The organism is Micromonospora sp. NPDC002575, assembly GCF_042889525.1.
Lineage (GTDB): Bacteria > Actinomycetota > Actinomycetes > Mycobacteriales > Micromonosporaceae > Micromonospora > Micromonospora carbonacea.
This window is the reverse complement of the sequence record NZ_JBIARA010000021.1, coordinates 80,111-98,732: the sequence shown is the minus strand read 5'-3', so window position 1 is coordinate 98,732 and position 18,622 is coordinate 80,111. Positions and strand designations below refer to the sequence as shown.

The 18,622-nt window shown below is 75.1% G+C and carries 15 protein-coding genes; 11 read left to right on the top strand and 4 right to left on the bottom strand.

What is annotated here, in order from left to right; genetic code table 11:
- Window position 1: 1 nt before the first annotated feature.
- Window positions 2-916 (top strand): hypothetical protein, encoded by a 915-nt coding sequence (locus ACFYWL_RS25985; protein WP_386977610.1) that lies wholly within the window; start codon window positions 2-4, stop codon window positions 914-916.
- A gap of 210 nt (window positions 917-1,126) precedes the next feature.
- Window positions 1,127-1,903, top strand: coding sequence for an SDR family NAD(P)-dependent oxidoreductase (locus ACFYWL_RS25980; protein WP_386977607.1), 777 nt, complete (start codon window positions 1,127-1,129; stop codon window positions 1,901-1,903).
- A gap of 45 nt (window positions 1,904-1,948) precedes the next feature.
- Here the strand turns inward: ACFYWL_RS25980 and ACFYWL_RS25975 are convergent, their stop codons facing one another.
- Window positions 1,949-2,353 carry a MerR family transcriptional regulator gene (locus tag ACFYWL_RS25975; RefSeq protein WP_386977604.1) on the bottom strand — a complete coding sequence of 135 codons (405 nt, stop codon included), beginning with the start codon at window positions 2,351-2,353 and terminating at the stop codon, window positions 1,949-1,951.
- 296 nt (window positions 2,354-2,649) lie between these two features.
- On the opposite strand from ACFYWL_RS25975, the gene ACFYWL_RS25970 reads away from it, so the two are divergent.
- From ACFYWL_RS25970 to ACFYWL_RS25960, 3 genes are all read left to right on the top strand, one after another.
- The gene (locus tag ACFYWL_RS25970; protein ID WP_386977601.1) at window positions 2,650-3,729 is read left to right on the top strand and encodes a hypothetical protein; all 1,080 of its coding nucleotides are present in this window, start codon (window positions 2,650-2,652) and stop codon (window positions 3,727-3,729) included.
- Between the two features lie 22 nt (window positions 3,730-3,751).
- On the top strand, window positions 3,752-4,612 hold the full coding sequence (locus ACFYWL_RS25965; RefSeq protein WP_386977598.1) for a DUF3592 domain-containing protein: 861 nt from the start codon (window positions 3,752-3,754) through the stop codon (window positions 4,610-4,612).
- A gap of 458 nt (window positions 4,613-5,070) precedes the next feature.
- The gene (locus tag ACFYWL_RS25960; protein ID WP_386977595.1) at window positions 5,071-5,445 is read left to right on the top strand and encodes a VOC family protein; all 375 of its coding nucleotides are present in this window, start codon (window positions 5,071-5,073) and stop codon (window positions 5,443-5,445) included.
- A 295-nt stretch (window positions 5,446-5,740) separates the two neighbouring features.
- On the opposite strand, the gene ACFYWL_RS25955 is transcribed toward ACFYWL_RS25960, so the two are convergent.
- A complete protein-coding gene (locus ACFYWL_RS25955; RefSeq protein WP_386977592.1) occupies window positions 5,741-6,382 on the bottom strand; it encodes a response regulator in 642 nt (213 codons plus the stop codon).
- Window positions 6,379-7,650 (bottom strand): sensor histidine kinase, encoded by a 1,272-nt coding sequence (locus ACFYWL_RS25950; protein WP_386977589.1) that lies wholly within the window; start codon window positions 7,648-7,650, stop codon window positions 6,379-6,381. The genes ACFYWL_RS25955 and ACFYWL_RS25950 overlap by 4 nt, the downstream gene beginning before the upstream one ends.
- Before the next feature lie 153 nt (window positions 7,651-7,803).
- On the opposite strand from ACFYWL_RS25950, the gene ACFYWL_RS25945 reads away from it, so the two are divergent.
- Complete coding sequence (locus tag ACFYWL_RS25945; RefSeq protein ID WP_386977586.1) at window positions 7,804-8,553, top strand: ABC transporter ATP-binding protein; 750 nt, start codon at window positions 7,804-7,806, stop codon at window positions 8,551-8,553.
- Window positions 8,550-11,213, top strand: a complete 2,664-nt coding sequence (locus ACFYWL_RS25940) for an FtsX-like permease family protein (RefSeq protein WP_386977583.1) — start codon at window positions 8,550-8,552, stop codon at window positions 11,211-11,213. Before ACFYWL_RS25945 ends, ACFYWL_RS25940 begins: the two co-directional genes overlap by 4 nt.
- A 115-nt stretch (window positions 11,214-11,328) precedes the next feature.
- On the opposite strand, the gene ACFYWL_RS25935 is transcribed toward ACFYWL_RS25940, so the two are convergent.
- On the bottom strand, window positions 11,329-12,501 hold the full coding sequence (locus ACFYWL_RS25935) for an acyl-CoA dehydrogenase family protein (protein ID WP_386977581.1): 1,173 nt from the start codon (window positions 12,499-12,501) through the stop codon (window positions 11,329-11,331).
- 404 nt (window positions 12,502-12,905) lie between these two features.
- Here ACFYWL_RS25935 and ACFYWL_RS25930 point away from each other — a divergent pair, with 404 nt between their 5' ends.
- From ACFYWL_RS25930 to ACFYWL_RS25915, 4 genes are all read left to right on the top strand, one after another.
- Window positions 12,906-15,113 (top strand): histidine kinase, encoded by a 2,208-nt coding sequence (locus ACFYWL_RS25930; protein WP_386977578.1) that lies wholly within the window; start codon window positions 12,906-12,908, stop codon window positions 15,111-15,113.
- Window positions 15,103-15,765, top strand: coding sequence for a response regulator (locus tag ACFYWL_RS25925; RefSeq protein ID WP_386977575.1), 663 nt, complete (start codon window positions 15,103-15,105; stop codon window positions 15,763-15,765). The genes ACFYWL_RS25930 and ACFYWL_RS25925 overlap by 11 nt, the downstream gene beginning before the upstream one ends.
- Window positions 15,766-15,853: 88 nt before the next feature.
- Entirely contained in the window at window positions 15,854-16,783 is a 930-nt protein-coding gene (locus ACFYWL_RS25920) for an LLM class F420-dependent oxidoreductase (protein ID WP_386977572.1), read from the top strand.
- 129 nt (window positions 16,784-16,912) lie between these two features.
- A complete protein-coding gene (locus ACFYWL_RS25915) occupies window positions 16,913-18,538 on the top strand; it encodes an esterase/lipase family protein (RefSeq protein WP_386977569.1) in 1,626 nt (541 codons plus the stop codon).
- Window positions 18,539-18,622 lie beyond the last annotated feature (84 nt).

The window sequence follows — 18,622 nt, the reverse complement described above, 5'->3', positions numbered from 1 at the left end:
TGTGGCGTGGGACATTCAGACCAGTGCAGCGTGGGCCATCCGGCTGGGCGATGTGCTCGTTCGGCGACAGCTTCATCAGCGTGTGGGCGGCTCCTGGCGGAGTGGTATCACGCGGCCGGCCAATAGCTCGGACGTGCTTCTCTTTTCGTCTCCGGCCGGCGCTCGCTTTGGGTACGACTTTGATGGGTGGCGGCCTGATGGGGCGTTCCACTACACGGGTGAGGGGCAGGTCGGCGATCAAACCTTCGTCCGTGGCAACGTAGCTGTAAGGGACCACCTTGACCGCGGTCTGCGGCTTCGATTCTTCGACCAGGTCAAGCCTTCCGTCGTGCGCTACCTCGGAGAGTTCCGGGTTGATCCGGAGCACCCCTGGTACGCGGAAGAGGCAAAGGACCGGCTGGGGGACCTGCGGAAGGTCATCGTGTTCCGGCTTCTGCCCGTCGATGCCGAGCCGCCTGCGCTCGGCGCGACGAGTGCGGGCAAGCCGGCAGTGCGGGATGTGCCAATGGAGGCCCACCGCGCCGAGACTTTTCAGGTAGAGCCCAAGCGTGAACCGACGACCGCTGAACGCCGCGAGGCTGACCTCGTGGATCGATACCTAGGCGCCCTGACGGCAGCAGGCAGCACCGCGACGCGCAAGGAGATCAGGCTGCCCGACCTCGGCAGGGCTCTCTACACCGATCTCTTCGACGGGGGTCGGGCTGAGCTGATCGAGGCAAAGAGCTCCGCGGCTCGCCACCATGTGCGCCTGGCTCTCGGTCAGTTGCTGGACTACGCGCGTTACGTCGAGCACAAGTCCAAGGCTGTCCTGCTTCCGTCCTACCCGGGCTCCGATCTCGTTGATCTGCTACACAGCGTCAACGTCTCCTGCATCTACGAACAGGAGGGCGGCGGCTTCGTGCGTCTGGATCCGTAGGCCATCCATGGTGCGCGGGACGGGTTCCCACTCCTGAGCGGCCAGGTGGTCAATGGGGCAACCGGCCGGGTGACCCACTGCGCCCGCAGCCGCGCGTAGCCGTGACGTCCGCCCGGCGTTGAACCGCTCGCCCAACCGTCCTGGACAGCGGAGTGCTGGTGCTGGCGCATCTTGACCTTCACGCTGACGTCAATGTCTAGGTTGAGCGGCATGACAACCGCATCCGACATGAAGGGCCGCTACGCCCTCATCACGGGCGGGTCGAGCGGCATCGGCGCCGCGATCGCCGACGAGCTCGCCGGTCATCGGGCAAACCTGGTGCTGGTGGCCCGCGACGCCGAGCGGCTGGAGAAGACCGCCGCCGCGCTGCGTGAGCGACACGGCATCGCTGTGCTGAGCGTCGCACTCGCCCTCGACGAACACGGCGCTCCCCGCCGTCTGATGGAGATCGTGCGCAAGGCGGGTATCGACGTGGAGATGCTGGTCAACAACGCCGGCGTGAGTATGCGGGCGATGGTGGCGGACAGCGACCCCGCGAGGTTGCGTCAACTGGTGGACCTCAACGTCGGCGCCCTGACGGAGCTGACCGCCCTCGTCGTTGCCACCATGGTCCGCCGCGGGCGCGGCGCGGTCGTCAACATCGCCAGCACGGGGGCCTACACGCCGGCACCCGTCCTGGCGGCCTACGCGGCGTCGAAGGCATACGTCCTCTCGTTCACGCAGGCGCTGTGGGCCGAGACCAGGGCCAGTGGCGTCAGGGTGGTGGCGGTGAGCCCCGGGCAGACACGGACACCGATGAACCCTCGGCCGGACCGTGGGAAGCGTCAGCCCGCCCAGGTCGCCCGTACAGTGCTCGCCGCCCTGGAGGGGACCGGGCCCGCCGTGGTCGACGGGGGCCGCAACAAGGTGACAAGCGTCCTGGTGCGCATGGTGCCCCCACGTTTCATGGCCGCTCTCGCGTTGCGGGTGATGACGCGTGGCCGCTGAGCGGGCGCACGCCTCGTCCCGGTCTTCGACAGGCCGATCCGTCCGCTAGGTGGAAGAGGTGGAACTGGCGGGAGTGACCGGTCTCGGCCCCGTCAGGTCAGCCGGAGAGGCGGTGCCGGAGAGGTAGCTGTCCAGCATCGCCCGCCGCTGCGCGATCAGTTGTTCCTGGCGGGCTAGCCGGTCGCGGACCTGCCGGACCTGTTCGTACAGCGCGGAGCAGTCACCCGTCGGGTGTTGGCCGTTGGAGCACGGGATGATCTTCCGGACGACCTCCGACGGTAGTCCGGCGCTGTAGAGGTCCTGGATGAAGGCGACCCGGAGCACCGCCTGCTCGTCGTACTCGCGGTATCCGTTGCCGAGACGGGCGGCGGGCAACAGACCCTGCTCCTCGTAGTAGCGCAGCGCCCGGGTGCTCACGCCGGTGGCCTTGGCGAGTTCGCCGATCCGCATCCGGGACCCTCCGTTCAACCTTGACATTGAAGTCAACGTTAATTTGGGCGTCGCCCCGGGAGCAACAGGACCATCATCCTGCCGACGGAGCAGCAGTGACCGCCGCCGGCACGACCTCGACCCCATCCGCCGGGCCCCCGTCATCAGCCCCCTCGGATCGTCGGGTGGACGACCCGGCAGCAGGTAACCATCGCTCCATCGAAGCGGGGGGAACTCAGGGAGATGTCTTCCCGCCGTGACCGTGAAGGTCATCCAGGGTCTGTCCACTGTCACCCATGACGTGCACAATCGGCCGCATGACGAGCGCCGCAGGCGGGCCGCCCACGCACAACACTCCTGCCGCCCTCGCCCTGGGGTTGTTGACGGGCGGGGTGATCGGGGCGTCGCTGACCGCCTTCATCGGCGGGTGCGTCGTCGAGAACGTGCCGTTGGTCGTCATGGGGTTGGCCCTGCCCGCGGTCTACGGGCTTCTCTTCCTCCTCTCCACCCTGCCGCGTCGTGCCCGGGAAGCGGCCGTCGTGCCGCGCACGGCGCTCGCGGTGATCGAGAATCTGAAGGCCGTCGGGGGTGAGACCAGCGACGTGCCGGTGCGCTTCGAGCTGTCCGTTGTGCCGGACGACGCGCCCGCGTTCCGTGTCGAGATGAGCCAGGACATCAACCTCGTCGAGCTTCCCGACTACCGGGCGCGCGGGATCGTGGTGGTGGAGTATCCGCCGGACCGGCCATGGAAGACGCGGATCGTGAAGCGGCCGACGCCGGAGTGGGAGGAGCGGGCGGCCGTGGCTCGGGTGGATTCGGTGCCCGGTCCGGCCATGAAGAGCGATTCCCCGGTGGGCTGTGCCGGCGGTCTCCTGACGCTGTTCGGCCTGCTGCTCGGCGTGGCTGCCGTGCTCCTGCTGTTCCGCGCCGACCTGTTCGGCCCCGACGGGGGCGAGAACGACGCCGCCCGACGACCGTCCGTCTCCTCCTCGTCGTTTACGACCGCCGTGACGTCGGCGATGGGCACGGTCACCCTCGGTCCGGGCCAGTCGATGCTCGACGAGGGTGCGCTGCGCAAGGCCGTCGAGTCGTTGACCCAGGGCGCGAACGAGCGCCGGGCGCTGACCGTCGTCGTGCAGGATCGCCTGCTGACGGTCGTCTTCGCCCCCACCGGCGTGGAGACCGCCGGGTTCGACGTGCGTTCCCTGCCCTACGATCGCGTGCCCGGTCTGGTCGAGGAGGCCAGGACCGGTGTCGGCTCCCCGCAGAGCTGGCAGCTTACGGCCGACGGCGTCACCGGCTCGCTGACGCTGAGGGTCGTGGTGACCGGCGACGGGGGCACGGTGACACTGGTGGCGGACGGGCAGGGCACAGTGCTGCGGCGCAGCGGCAGTTGACCGCACCGGGGGGAGAAGGACCATGGGGTGGAACGAGTTTCTGGTGCTGTGGTGTGCGGTGTGGGGTGCGGTGGCGCTGGTGGGGTACGGCATGTCGCTGGCCGGGGTGACCAAGGCGCAGCGGACGGTGCGGCTGACGGGGCGGATCGAGCAGGTGCGGGCGACCCGGCACGGCGGGTCCCGCAAGGGCGGGATACCGGTGGTCGTCTCCTACCGCGACCCGGCCTCCGGCCGGGAGGTCACCGTGACGAACGACGGCGAGCGCGGCGAGATGATCACGGCGGCGTGGGAGGGCCGGGAGATCGGGGTCAGCCACCCGCGGGGCAGACCGCACGCCTACGAGTTCTCCAACGCTCCCGAGGAGCCCGATCGCGGGCTGTTCTGGCCCGGCTTCGCACTCTTCCTGGTCTACGTCGGGCTGGTGGTCCTCGTCGCGATCGACCGGGGGTGGCCGTGGGCGCTGATCGGCTTGGGCGGGCCCTGGGCGGTCTTCGCCGCCGCTCACCTGCCCGGGACGGTACGTGCCAAGAACGACCGCCTCGCCAGGCTGGCCGCGATGGACACTGTGCCGGGGCGGGTCGTCGCGGTCCTGAAGGACGTCAGCGTCGACGAGGACGCCGGCACCTGGACCGCCATCACCCCTGTCGTGTCGTTCACCACCCGCGAGGGCACCGTGGTCACGGCCCACTGCACGTCGCATCTCGCGGATCCCGCCGACTCGTACGGTCGTGACGTCACGGTCCACTACACGCCCGCCGACCCGGCCGACTTCACGCTGGACCCCGCGGCCGAGCACCGCTCGGAGGGGCAGGACATGACGTTCAACGTCTTGGCGGTCGTCGCTCTTGCGGCGACGGCCGTGGCGGGGGTCCTGTTCCTCTGAGGACCGCCAGGGGTGCTGGTGCGGCCCCGGACGGCGCCGGGCCGGCTGGGTTGCCTCTCCCCGTGAGCATGGACAGGGAACCGCTGACGTTCGACTACGAGAGCCTGCATGTGCGGGTGGACCGAGGGGTGTTCGAGCTGTTCTCCCTGGAGGGCTCCGCCGATCACAGGTTCCGTGTCCCACCGCGCTGGCCCGGGGGGATTGCCGGCCCCGCCCGCAGCCTGTGCCTGTGCCGGGCCGGCGGCGGCGACGGAGGTTGCGGCCACGATCCGCCCCGACTAGCGTCACCGGTCGTGAACACCGGACCGGCATCCCGCCACGCACGGATCGGCGACCCGGTGGAGGGCTGACCGCACGGCGGGCGCCGGCGGGGCATCCCCCGGGCTCGGCACGTGGACCTCCCGGCGGCCTGCGCGCCGCAGGCCCCCATCCGTGTCGAGCACCGCGAGGTCAGTCTCATGACAGTCACGTTCAACCACACCATCATCGCCGCCCGGGACCGCGAGGAGTCGGCGCGGTTCTTCCGCCAGTTGTTGGAACTGCCGGAAGCACCGTCCTGGGGCGTGTTCACCAACGTCCAGCTCACCGACGGCGTGCTGCTCCAGTTCGCCGAGCCGCCGGTGGAGATCCAGATGCAGCACTACGCGTTCCTGGTCGACGACGACCTGTTCGACCGGGCGTACGGGCGGCTGTGCGAGCAGGGCATCGAGCACTGGGCCGATCCGCAGATGCGCCGCCCCGGGGAGACCAACACCGAGCACGGCGGCCGGGGGGTCTACTTCAAGGACCCGGCGGGCCACGCCATCGAGCTGATCACGCGCCCGTACCTGTAGTGGGGAGGGCTCGGCGGCCGGGTGGCATCCGCCGCCCGGCCGCCGGCCCCCTCGCGCTGCTCGGCCCGGTCCTGCTGCTGGCCTCCGCGCGCGCGGACACCGGCCCGCTGGAGGTGAACGACCGTGCCCGATCCCTCCGATTCTTGGACACTTCCGGTGCGGTGTGAACAGCAACTGTCCATGATCCGCGTGGCCCGCCCGGGGGTGGCGGCGGGAGACGGTGGCGGCGGGCACGGCGGCCGGTGGCGGGCACGGGGGCGGTGGCGGGCACGGCACGGCGGCCGGCGGCACCGCGTCAGCCGACCAGGCGGCGCTCCCAGGCCCAGGCGGCGATCTCCACCCGGTTGCGGGCGTCCAGCTTCGCCTGCACGCTGCCGAGGTGCGTCTTGACCGTGCCGACGGAGATGAACAGCTTCGCGGCGATCTCGGCGTTGGTCGCGCCCCGCGCCACCAGCCGCACCACGTCCAGCTCCCGGGGCGACAGCCCCGCCGGGTCGGGGCGCGCCGACGCCGGCGGATTGAGATGCCGCAGCAGCCGTACCGTGATCGACGGGCTGATCAGGGCCTCGCCGGAGACGGCGGCCCGGACCGCCTCCACCAGCAGGGCCGGGCCGGAGTCCTTCAGCAGGAACCCGCACGCGCCGTTGCGCAGCGCCGCGTGCACGTACTCGTCCAGGTCGAACGTGGTGACCACGACCACCCGCACCGGGTCGACGACGCCGGCGCCGGCGAGCTGGCGCAGCGCGTCCAGCCCGTTCAGCCGCGGCATGCGGATGTCCAGCAGCACGACGTCGGGGCGCAGCCGGCGGGCCAGCTCGACCGCCTCGACGCCGTCGCCCGCCTCGCCGACCAGCTCCATGTCCGGCTGCGCGTCGATGATCATCCCGAAGCCGGTGCGCACCATCGCCTGGTCGTCGGCCACCAGCACGCGGATCACCGGCCGGCCTCCCCGCCCACGAGCCCCCGGGCCGCCGGGCCGGAGAGACCCTGCCCGGCAGGCGACCCGCCGTCCAGCGGCAGCGCCGCGTCGACCACCCAACCGCCGTCGACGCCGGGGCCGGCCCGCAGCCGGCCGCCGAGCGCGCCCACCCGCTCGGCCAGCCCGGTCAGCCCGTAGCCCGGCCGGCCACCGCGCTGCCCCCGCCCGTCGTCGGCCACCCGCACCGACAACCACTGCGGCGTACGGCTGACCAGCACGTCCACCCGCCGCGCCCCGGCGGCGTGCCGCCGCACGTTCGTCAGCGCCTCCATCACCACCCGGTACGCCGACGTGGTCACCTCGACCGGCAGGTCGCCGAGCGGCCCGTCGGTGTGCAGGCGGGCCGGGACCGGGCCGGCCGCGGTGAACGCCGCGACCAGCTCCGCCAGGTCGGCCACCCCGGCCAGGGGCGTCACCGGGGCGTCGGGCGGCCCGTCCTGGCCGCGCAGCACCCCGATCATCCGGCGCATCGCCGTCATGGTCTCCGCGCCGGCGCGTTCGATCTGCTCCAGCGCGGCGACGGCCCGCTGCGGGTCCCGCCCGGCGACGTACCGCGCGCCCTGGGCCTGCACCACGATCCCGGTGACGTGGTGGGCCACGAAGTCGTGCAGGTCCCGGGCGAACTCGGCGCGCTGCTCCGCGCGTACCGCCGCCACCCGGCGCTCCCGGGCGGTCTCCGCCAGCCGCAGGTACATGCCGGCGGCGGCGGCCCCGGCCGCGAGCAGCGCGTACGCCATGCCGATGATCAGGTGGGTGGCGTCGATCTCGGCCCGCAGCGGCAGCGCGGCCACGGCGAGGCCCGTCGCGGCCACGGCCGCCACCGCCGGCAGCGGGGCGGCCCGCCGGGCCAGCACGAAGACCATTCCGAGCAGCCCGACCGACTCGGCCAGCCCCCACAGGTGGTCCGACCCCCGCACCGGCACCCGGCCGTCGAGGCCGTAGGTGCCGCGCAGCGTGGCGTACGCCGCCGTCGTCGCCAGCGACCACGCCGCCACCGCGCCGCCCGCCGCCGCCAGCCGGCGGGACCCGTGCCGGTGGGCGGGCAACCACACCGCCGCGGTGGCGACCGCCAACGCGACCTGCGCCAGCGCGGCCGGCACGGCCAGCGCGCCGTCGACGGGGAAGATCCGGCCGCCGACGACGTCGACGAGGCCGAGCAGGGCCATGCCGGCCAGGGCGGCGGCCTGCCCGGCGCGCCGCCACCCACCGCTGAGGGTTCCGGTCATCGCATCCCACCGTAGCCACCCGGCCGGCGCGGGCGGATCTGCCGAAAGTCGGAGCCGGCGGGCGCGGACCCGACCCCGGGCGGATGCGCGGGCCGCCCCCGCGCCGCGAGGCTCTGCGGCGTCCCGGTGACCGGCACCGGAGATGGAGGAGACATGACGAACCAACCCGACCCCACGGCGGCCGTCGCGGCGGTCGACCTGGTCAAGGTGTACGGCAGGGGAGACACGGCGGTACGCGCCCTCGACGGCGTGACGGTGGGCTTCCGCCGCGCCGCGTTCACGGCGATCATGGGACCGTCCGGCTCCGGCAAGTCCACCCTCATGCACTGCCTGGCCGGCCTCGACACGGCCACCTCGGGGCAGGTGCTGCTCGGCGGCACCGACCTCGGCCGGCAGTCCGACCGGGTGCTGACCCGGGTCCGCCGGGAACGCATCGGGTTCGTCTTCCAGTCGTTCAACCTGCTGCCGCAGCTCACCGCCGCGCAGAACGTCACCCTGCCGCTCGACCTCGCCGGGCGCGGCGTCGACCGGGAGCTCCTCGACCAGGTGGTGGACTCACTCGGCATCGGCGACCGGCTGGCGCACCGCCCCAGCGAGCTGTCCGGCGGCCAGCAGCAGCGGGTCGCCCTCGCCCGGGCCCTGGTGTCCCGCCCCGAGGTCGTCTTCGCCGACGAGCCGACGGGCAACCTCGACTCCCGCGCCGGCGCCGAGGTGCTCGGCCTGCTGCGCGGCTGCGTGCGTACCCTCGGGCAGACCGTCGTCATGGTGACCCACGATCCGGTCGCCGCCGCGTACGCCGACCGGGTGGTGCTGCTCGCGGACGGCCGGGTCGCCGGCGACCTGGCCGATCCCGACCGGGGCGCGGTCACCGCCGCCCTGCACGGCCTGGCGGCGGCCCGGTGAGCCGGCGCGCCGTGCTGCTGCGCGCGCAGCTCGTCGAGGCGGCCCGCCGCCCCGCCCGGACGCTGCTGATGGGCCTGGCCGTGATCGTCGCGGCGTTCGTCGTGTTCGGCACCGTGCTGGCGTACCAGATCACGGAGCGGACCCTGCTCGCCGGCTTCAGCGGGACCCCGGCGGCGGCCGACCTGGTCGTCACCGGCGGCGACGGCGTCTCCCTGCGGACGTTGGACGCGGCCCGCCGGCTGCCCGGCGTCGCCGAGGCGGTGGGTCGCACGGACGCCTTCCACGAGTTCGTCGACGATCCGCGCGCGGGCCTGTCCGTGTACGCCGACCCCGGCTCCGGCCCGCTCGCCACGGTCCGCGTGGTGCAGGGGCGGTACCCGGCCACGGCAGCCGAACTGGCCGTCACCCGGCGCACCGTGGACCGGCTCGGGCTGGGCGTCGGCGAGACCCTGCGGCTGGCGGGCGTCGCGCCGGACCGGCCGGTCGCGGTGACCGTCGTCGGCGTGGTCGACGCCCCGGACGACCCGGGGGAGACCGGCTACACCACGGAGGCGTTCGCCGCCCGCCTCGGCGGCTCCGACCAGCTCCGGCAGGTCGAGGTGCGGCTGACCCCCGGCACCGACCGCGAGACCGTGTCCGCCGCGCTGGCCCGCGCCGCCTCGGCTTCCGGTCCGTCGGCTCCCGGTCCGTCGGCTCCCGGTCCATCGGCCCCCGGTCGGGCGGCCCCCGGTTCGTCGGCTTCCGGTCCGGCGACTCCCGGTTCGTCGGCCCCCGGTTCGTCGGCCGCCCCGTCCGAGCGCGCCGGTGCCGGCCTCGTCGTCCGGGCCGGGGCGGAGGTCCGCCGCGCGGAGGCCGACCAGGTCAGCGAGCGGGTCCAGGACCTCTTCGCCCTCGTCACGATGTTCGTGGCGATCGCCGTCGTGGCGGCGGTGCTGGTCGCCACCTCCACGTTCCGGATCGTCTTCGCCCAGCGGATGCGGCAGCTCGCCCTGCTGCGCGCCGTCGGGGCGCCCCGCGCCGGCCTGCTCGGGGCGCTGGTCGTCGAGGGGGCCGGCACCGGGCTCGTCGCGGGACTAGCCGGCGTGCTGGCCGCGTACGGGGTCGGGCACGGGCTGCCGCCGGTGCTGCGGGCGTCCGGCCTCGCCGTGGCCTCGCCCGGCCACCCGGTCGCGGCGGCGGTCGCCGTGGCGCTCGGCGCGGCCCTGGTCACGGCGCTGGCGGTGCTCGCCCCGGCGGTCACCGCCGCCCGGGTCGCCCCGCTGGAGGCGCTGCGTGCCGCCAGCACCACGGCCGGCCGGCGCGGCATCGGCCGGCTGCGCGCCGCGGCGGGGCTCCTGCTCGCCGTCGGCGCGGTGCTGGTGGCGCTGCTGGTGGCGAGCCGGCTGCCCGACGCCGACACGGAGAACTACGACCCGTCGACCCCGCTGCTGGCGATCGTGGCGTCCGGCGCGCTCGCGTACGCCGCGCTGGTGGCCCTCGGGCCGCTGCTGGTGCGCCCGGTGCTGGCCGTCGTCGGCTGGCCGCTGCGCCGCCTCGGCCCGCTCGGCCGGCTGGCCGTCGGCGGGGTCGGCGGTGCGCCCCGCCGGGCGGCGGCGGTCAGCGTCGTCGTCGCGCTCGGGGTCACCCTGGTCGCGGGCGCGCTCGTCGGCACCGCCTCGCTCGGCACGCTGCTCAAGCGGGAACTCGCCGGCATGGCCCCGGCCGACGTCGCCGTCACCGCCCGAGGCGACGGGCCGCTGCCGGCCGGGCTCGCGCAGCGGGCCCGGGGCATCGGCGAGCTGGACCGGGTGGTGCCGTACCGCAGCAGCCCCGACGTGCGCGTCGCCGGCGCGGAGGTCGACGGGCTCGCCGCCACGGACCTGGACCTGCGCGCGCTGGCCACCTGGGCGGACTTCGGCGCGAGCGCCGGCCGGCTCACCGACGCCGGCCCGGGGCGGGTGGTGCTGCTGCGCTTCCTCGCCGAGGAGGCGGGCGCGCGGCCGGGCGACGAGGTGACCGTCACCCGGGGCGACCGGTCGGTGCGGCTGCGGGTGGCCGCGACCATGGCGAACACACCGGTCGGCGCGGGCCTGCTGGTCGACCCGGCGGACCTGGACCGGCTCGGCGTGCCGGCCGGCCCGACCGGGCTGCTGGCCGACGTGGCGGGCGACGACGAGCGGGCCCGGGCGGCGGCGGTACGGGCCCTGCGCGCGGCCGGCGGCCAGCAGGTGGGCATCGTGGTGACCGCCGACGACCGCGACGAGCTGGACCGCCGGCTCGGCGCGCTGCTGGGGGTGCTGCTGTCCCTGCTCGGCCTGACCGTGGTCGTCGCCGTGGTCGGCGTCGGCACCACCACGGCCCTGTCCGTGGTGGAACGCACCCGCGAGTCCGGCCTGCTGCGGGCCGTCGGGATGTCGCGTCCCCGCCTCGGGGCGATGCTGACGGTCGAGGCGGGCCTGTACGGCGTCCTCGGCGCGGCCCTCGGCCTGCTGCTGGCGTGGCCGTACTCGTGGCTGACCGTCGTGGCGCTGGGCCAGGACGCGCCCGTCGAGTTCCCGGCCGGGCAGCTCGCCGGGGTGGTGCTGGCCCTCGCGGCGGCGACGGCGCTCGCCGGGCTGCTGCCGGCGCGCCGGGCGGCCCGGGTGAGCCCGGTGGCCGCCCTGGGCGCCGGCGGCGACTGAACCCCACCGGTCGGGCCGGTGCCGTGCCGGGTCGGGCCGGGCTGCGGCTGGCCCGGCCCGGGCCGTCGCCCCCCGCCCGCCCCGGCGTCAGCAGACCGGCGTCAGTAGGTCGGCGTCAGTAGGCCAGCTCGACCGGCCGGCCGAGCAGCTGGCCGCCGTTGTTGCCCAGCCAGCCCTCGGCCGCCGCCGCGTGCTGGGAGAACGTGTGGATGTCCCGGAAGCGGCGCTGCACGGGCGAGGAGTCCCGCGCCGCGCCGCCCCCGGCCGCCCGGTAGCAGGCGTCCACGGCGGCGGAGGTGACCTCGGTGACCCAGGGCAGGCTGGCCGAGATCCGCGGCTGCAACTCGCCGAGCGCGGCCGGCCCGCCGTCGTGCGCCGCCTGGAACAGGTCGTCGGCCAGCGACCGCAGCAGTGCCCGGGCCGCCCGGACGTGCAGGTCGGCCCGGCCCAGCCGCTCCCGGAAGGCCGGCGAGTCGGCCAGCGACTGCCGGGCGTAGAGCCGCCGCCGGCCCCCGTCGAGCAGGGCGACCATGTCGTCCAGGGCGCCCTGGGCGATCCCGACGGCCACCGCGCCCAGGTGCAGGACGAACTGGGCCAGCGGCGCGACGAAGCCGGGCCCCGGCACGCACGGCACGCCGGTGAACAGGTCGAAGCTCCGCTGGGCCGGGCAGTAGACGGCGTCGACCCGCACGTCGTGGCTGCCGGTGCCGCGCAGCCCGAGGGCGTGCCAGGTGTCCTCCACCGTCACCTGCCCCGCCGGGAACAGCATCGAGCGGACCTCCACCGGCTGGCCGGCCGGGCCGGGCAGCGGCTGACCGTCGCCGGTGAGCACGCAGTTGCCGAAGATCCAGTCGGCGTGCCGGGACCCGCTGGCGAACGCCCACCGCCCCGTCACCTGGAACCCGCCGTCGGCCAGCTCCGCCCGCCCCTGTGGGGCGAAGCCGCCGGCCAGCACGACGTCGGGGCCGTGGGCGTACAGCTTGTCGAACTGGTCGCGGGGCAGCATCGCCAGCAGGTGCGGGGTCTCCGCGCCGATCATCACCGTCCAGCCCGTCGACCCGTCCGCGCGGGCCAGCGCCTCCAGCACCGCCAGGCCGGTGTGCGGGTCGGCGTCGTACCCGCCGTGGCTGCGCGGCACGAACATCCGGAAACAGCCGGCGGCCCGCAGCCGGTCGAGCAGGTCGGCGGGCAGCTCCCGGGCCGCCTCGATCTCCTCCGCCCGCCGGGCCAGCTCCGGGGCCAGCTCCCGCACGGCACCGGTCAAGCGAATCCGGTCCTGGTCGTCCACTGCGGCCTCCTACGCACACCTGGCCCGCGACGCCCCTGCGACGCCGCGGTTCGCGACGCCGACGTCGACGCCCTCGGCACGGACGGTCCGTCGCCCGGCGTCCCGGCGGGAAGGGACAGCGGTACCGGCGGGCCGGGCCCCGGCGCGCGGCGGAAGTTCCCGGCCGCCCGGGACGGCACGCACCAGGCGGCCGGGACACCGGGACCGGCATGCTCGGCGGGCCGGGGCCGTCGCCCGCACCGCGTCCCGCCGGCCCTCGCCCACGAGCCGTTGCCCGGGAGGTTCCCGTGTCCGTCAGCACCCATCCCCTCTCCGCCGGCCGGTGGACGACTGTCGCGGGACCGACATCCGCGCTGGCGCAACGGGCCATCGGCAACCGGCGGCCCGGCTGACATGATCACGTCATGCTGGCCGACCCGCCGCCGCGTGCCCGCCCCGTCCCGAGCGCGGACGCCGACCACCGCCGCCCCGTCGCCGCCTGGGCCGTCGCCGTCGTCTGCGCGCTGCTGTTCACCGGCACCGCGCTGTGCTGGGCGTTGGCCCACCGCCCGTGGGGGCTGGCCCAGCTCTACTTCCTCGTCGACTTCAGCGACTGCGCCGTCTACGGGACGGTGGCCTGGCTGGTCCTGCTGCGCCGGGGGCACCCGGTCGCCTGGCTGCTGGCCGTGACGGGGATCGGCGGCGGGATCTCCGCCCTGGGCGCGCAGTACGCCGACCTGCTCCGGGTGCACCCGGAGCTGCCCGAGATCAGCTGGCTCGCCTCGGCCCGGCACTGGGGCTGGGCGCCGGGCATGCTGTCGCTGATCGTGGTGCTGCCCTGGCTGGTGCGGGAGGGGCGGCTGCCGGTGCCGGCGCGGGTGGCGGTGACGGCGGGCGCGACGGTCGTGGCCGCCTTCGAGCTGTGCCAGCTCACCTGGCCCGGCCCCGGGGGCACCGGCTCCGATATGCCGCTGCCGATCCGCAGCGCCGCCTGGGCGGAGCTGGTCGAGCTGGTCCTGCCCGTGCTCGCCGCCCTGGTGCCGGTGCTCGGGCTGGTCGCCGCCGGTGGGCTGCTGTGGCGGCGACGGGTCGCGTCGACCACCGAACGCGTCGGGCTGGGCTGGCTCGCCGTGGGCACGGCGCTGCTCGCGGTGAGCTTCGCCCCGGTGGCGCTGCCCGATGAGTGGGCGCACCTGGTGCCGCCGTGGCTGCCCCCGACGGGCATGCTGGCCGCCCAGGCGTTCTTCCCGGCCGCCGTGCTGGCCGTCGTGCTGCGGCAGCGGCTGTGGGGGATCGAGATCGCCGTCCGCCGTACGCTGGTCTGGTTCCTGCTGACGTTCCTGCTGGTCGCCGCGTACGTCGTCGGGGTGACCACCCTGGACGCCCTGCTCCCGGCCAGCCGGGCCGTGCCCGGCGTGCTGGTGACCGCCCTCGTCGCCGCCGCCGTGCAGCCGGGCCGCTGGTGGGTGCAGCGGCGGGTGGACCGGCTCATCCACGGTGCCGCCGCCGAGCCGCTCGGGGTGGTCCGGGGCGTGGGGGACCGGATCAGCGCCAGCGAGGACCCGGCCGACGTGCTGACCGGGGTGGCGCGGAGCCTCACCGACTCGCTGCGGCTGGGCGCGTGCGGCATCGAGGCGGACGGCCCGGAGCCCTGCACCGCCCACTGCGCCTCGGCCGGGCCGGTCGGCGAGCCGCTGGTGCTGCCGCTGCGCCTGGGCGACCGGGAGGTCGGGCGGCTCACCGCGTGGGCCCGGGCCGGCGAGCGGCTCGACGGGCGTACCCGATCGGCGCTGGTCGACCTGGCACCGGTGGTCGCCTCGGCGGCCAGCCTCGCGGCCACCAGCCGGGCGCTGGTGGCCTCGCGGTCCCGGCTGGCCGAGGCCCGCGACTCGGAACGCCGCAAGCTGCGGCGGGACCTGCACGACGGGCTCGGCCCCACGCTCGCCGGGGTCGCGCTCGGCCTCCAGGCGGCCCGCAACCTGCTCGGCGTCGACCCGGCCGCCGCCGGCCGGCTGCTGGACCGGTTGCGCGACGAGACGGACCAGGGCGTGGAGCAGGTCCGTGACCTGGCCCGCGGCCTGCTGCCGCCGGTCCTCGGCGAGCGCGGGCTGGCCCCCGCGCTGCACGAGCTGGCCCAACGGTACGACGGCTCGGGGCTGGCCGTGCAGGTGGACGCCCCGCCGCTGCCGCTGCCCGAGCCGGTGGCCACCGCCGTGTACGGCATCGTCGCCGAGGCCGTGCGCAACGCCCAACGGCACTCGGGCGCGTCGGTCTGCACCGTGCTGGTCGAGCGCGACGCCGACGGGCTCGCCGTGCGGGTCGCCGACGCCGGGCGGGGCATCCGGGCGGGCACCCCGGCCGGGGTCGGCATGCTCTCGATGCGGGAACGGGCCGAGGGGATCGGCGGGGTGTGCACGGTCGGGCCGGGCCCCGACGGCGGCACCGTCGTCAGCGTGCACGTGCCCGCAGACCGGCTCCCGCCGCCCCCGTCGCCCCTGGTGGGGATCGCGGTGGGCGATCCGCGGCGGCCCGTGGACGCGGTGCGGCCGGTGGGCGGCGCACCGCCGGTGGGCGGCGCACCGCCGGTGGGGGTCGCGTCGGGCGGGTCGGAGGTGACCGTTCGTGGCCGGTGACCAGGCGACGATCCGGGTGGCGGTCGTCGACGACCATCCCGTGTTCCGGCTCGGCATGTCGGCGCTGCTGGCGTCCACGCCGGGGCTGGAGGTCGTCGGGGAGGCCGCCGACGCCGACGAGGCCATCCGGGTCGCCGACCTCACCCGCCCGGAGGTGATCATCATGGATCTCCACCTCGGCGGCGGCCGGTCCGGCGTGGAGGCCACCCGCGAGATCGTCGGCCGGCACCCGGGGACCGGGGTGCTGGTGGTGACGATGCTGGACGACGACGACTCCGTCTTCGCCGCGCTGCGCGCCGGCGCGCGGGGCTACCTGCTCAAGGGCGCCGCGCCGGGCGATGTGGACCGCGCCGTCCGGGCGGTGGCCAACGGGGAGGTGCTGCTCGGGCCGGTGGTGGCGAGCCGGGCGATCGGCTTCCTCGCCGGGGGCCGGGCGGGCGGCCCGATGCCCTTCCCCGAGCTGACCGACCGGGAGCGCGAGGTGCTGGACCTGGTCGCCCAGGGGCTGAGCAACCTCGTCATCGCCCGCCGGCTGACCCTGAGCCCGAAGACCGTGCGCAACCACCTGTCCAACGTGCTCGGCAAGCTCCAGGTCGCCGACCGCAGCCAGGCCATCCGGCGGGCCCGCGAGGCCGGCCTCGGCCAGCCCTGACCCGCCGGAGTGGGGCGTGAGAAGGGTCCCCTCCTCTACCGGAGGCGTTAACAGGGGGCCCTTCCTTGCGACTCCCTATGCTCGGGGAATGGAACTGCGGATCTTCACCGAACCCCAGCAGGGCGCCAGCTACGACCAGCTGCTCGCCGTGGCCCGCTGCGCCGAGGACGCCGGCTACGGCGCGTTCTTCCGTTCCGACCACTACCTGAAGATGGGCTCGGTCAGCGGCGACCCGGGCCCCACCGACGCCTGGACCACCCTCGCCGGCCTGGCCCGGGACACCTCCCGGATCCGGCTGGGCACGCTGATGACCGCCGCCACCTTCCGGTTCCCCGGCCCCCTCGCGATCACCGTCGCGCAGGTCGACCAGATGAGCGGCGGACGGGTGGAGCTGGGCATCGGCGCCGGCTGGTTCGCCGAGGAGCACAGCGCGTACGGCATCCCGTTCCCGCCGCTGGGGGAGCGGTTCGACCGGCTGGAGGAGCAGCTCGCCGTCATCACCGGGCTGTGGGAGACCCCGGCCGGCGAGACCTTCGACTTCGCCGGGCGCTACTACCCGGTGGAGGCTTCGCCGGCCCTGCCCAAGCCGGTGCAGCAGCCGCGCCCGCCGATCCTGCTCGGCGGGAAGGGGCCGAAGCGCACGCCCCGCCTCGCGGCCCGCTACGCCGACGAGTTCAACCTGCCGTTCGTGTCGATCGCCGAGACGGCCGCGCAGTTCGACCGGGTCCGGGCCGCGTGCGCGGAGATCGGCCGGGACCCGGCCGGGATGAAATGGTCCAACGCCCTGGTGCTGTGCTGCGGGCGCGACGAGGCGGAGGTGCGGCGGCGGGCCGAGGCGATCGGGCGGGAGCCGGCCGAGCTGCGCGAAAACGGCCTCGCCGGCACCCCCGCCGAGGTCGTCGACAGGATCGGCCGGTACGCCGAGACCGGCAGCGGCCGGATCTACCTCCAGGTCCTCGACCTGGCCGACCTCGACCACGTCGAGCTGGTCGCCGCCGAGGTGATGCCCCAGCTCTAGCCGGCGGCCCACCGCGCGTGACGGGCCATCGGGGCGTGACCGGCCGCCGGGCGAGTTCCCCGGATCCGCTGACACCGGGGCCCCGCTGGTGGAACCTGCGAGGGGAGCTTCGGGCGGAGGTGGGGGCGCGTGGGCCGCAAGCAGGTCGGGCTGCTCGTCCTCACCGGCCTGTTCCCCACCATCGAGGCCATCGTGCTGGTGGCGATGGGCTTCGTGGCCGCCGAGGGGCTCGCGCCGCAGACCGGCGCCGTCTGGCCGTACGACACCTACCACGACCTGCGGTGGATGTTCGTCTACCACCAGTCGTGGCCGGAGTTCCTGACGACGTTCTGGCTGGTGGTGCTGGCCCGCACCGGCTACCACGTCCTCATGGTGCGGCTGGCGTGGCCGGACACGATACCGATGCCGTCGGTGCCCTGGATGCTGCGGCGCGGCTTCGTCCTCGTCGTGGTGGTCACGGTCGTCGTCTCGCCGTGGGCGGTGATCTCGGTGGCCGCCTCGGTGGTGGCGCTGTCCTGGGTGCTGCTCGCGTCGCTGCTGCCGATGTTCCTGATCGCCCCGTTCATGCAGCGGGCGGTCATGGTCCAGGTGTGGTGGGGTGGGCTGCCGTCGATCCGGCTGGTCGGCTGGTCGCTGCTGAACCTGGTGGTGCTCACGGTGGCCGGCGCGGTGGCGTGGAGCGTGCCGAGCTGGTGGACGGTGCTGGTCTCCGCCGTGGCGGGCGTGGTGAACGGGCTGCTGTGGATCCGGATCCTCCGGGTGGCCCTGCTCGCGCCGCCGCCGAGGTGGGCGCGGGTGCCCGTGACGCCGTTCGTGGTGCTGGTCGCGTTCGCCGTGCCGGTGCTGATCCCGATGGCGGTGGACGCGGTGCCGGCGAGCCTGCGGGCCGAGCGGGTGCTGCTCGACCAGCCGCTGCCACCGGAGATCACCCAGTCGGTGGTGGTGCTGGCCGGCTACGGCTCCGCGTACGGGGGCACGCAGCCGGACGACCCGAGGGTGGAGTGGTTCTCCTACCGGGGGCTGGGCCCCGACGGCAAGCCCCTGCCCTACGGGCCGGCGGACACCACGATCTCGATGGCGGACAGCGTCGGGCTGCTCGCCGCGCAGGTGGACCGGCTGCACCGGCGTACCGGCCGGAAGGTGGCCCTGGTCGGGGAGAGCGAGGGGGCGCTCGTGGCCCGCACCTACCTCGCCCGGCGGCCCCACCCGGCGGTCGACGCGCTGGTCATGTTCAGCCCGCTGATCGGGGCCGGCCGGGCCTACTATCCGCCGCCCGGCGTGCGCCGGGGGTGGGGCCTCGTCACCGGCTGGTACCTGCGGGCCCTCTTCGAGCCCGTCCGCCTCGCCGGCGGGCCCGGCAACGGGCCGGACGAGCCGTTCATCCGGTCGCTGCTCGACGACGCGCCGTTCTACCGCAACGGGTTCATGTGCCCGGTGCCCGGCGTGCGGATGGTCGCCTTCCTGCCGTACACGACGGCCGCCGAGGCGCCGCCCGGCGACTACACGGGCATCCCGGTCTTCGAGACCCTGGGCGTGCACGGCGGTCTGGTCGACCGGACGCAGGTCCGGGACAACCTGGTCGCCTTCCTCGCCGGCGCGCCGGTGGAGCGGACCCGGCCCGAGTACACGCTGATCCAGCGGCTCACCGCCGCCTGGCAGGCGCCGTCGCTGGACATCTCGGCCAATCCGGCGTGGGCGGACGTGCGGGAGCCGGACCCGGCGTACACGGGCCGGGTCTGCCTGCCCGGCCGGTGACGACCAAAGCCGCCGCGCAGGGCGGGATCCGGGTGGCCGCTCATGGGCGTATGGTTCCCCGACGACGCCCCGGGCAACCAGTGC

Bases quoted from the DNA above. Each gene is read 5' to 3' on its own strand.
- ACFYWL_RS25980 (WP_386977607.1), top strand. From the start codon at position 1,127: ATGACAACCGCATCCGACATGAAGGGCCGCTACGCCCTCATCACGGGC.
- ACFYWL_RS25975 (WP_386977604.1), bottom strand. From the start codon at position 2,353: ATGCGGATCGGCGAACTCGCCAAGGCCACCGGCGTGAGCACCCGGGCG.
- ACFYWL_RS25970 (WP_386977601.1), top strand. From the start codon at position 2,650: ATGACGAGCGCCGCAGGCGGGCCGCCCACGCACAACACTCCTGCCGCC.
- ACFYWL_RS25965 (WP_386977598.1), top strand. From the start codon at position 3,752: ATGGGGTGGAACGAGTTTCTGGTGCTGTGGTGTGCGGTGTGGGGTGCG.
- ACFYWL_RS25960 (WP_386977595.1), top strand. From the start codon at position 5,071: ATGACAGTCACGTTCAACCACACCATCATCGCCGCCCGGGACCGCGAG.
- ACFYWL_RS25950 (WP_386977589.1), bottom strand. From the start codon at position 7,650: ATGACCGGAACCCTCAGCGGTGGGTGGCGGCGCGCCGGGCAGGCCGCC.
- ACFYWL_RS25945 (WP_386977586.1), top strand. From the start codon at position 7,804: ATGACGAACCAACCCGACCCCACGGCGGCCGTCGCGGCGGTCGACCTG.
- ACFYWL_RS25930 (WP_386977578.1), top strand. From the start codon at position 12,906: ATGCTGGCCGACCCGCCGCCGCGTGCCCGCCCCGTCCCGAGCGCGGAC.
- ACFYWL_RS25920 (WP_386977572.1), top strand. From the start codon at position 15,854: ATGGAACTGCGGATCTTCACCGAACCCCAGCAGGGCGCCAGCTACGAC.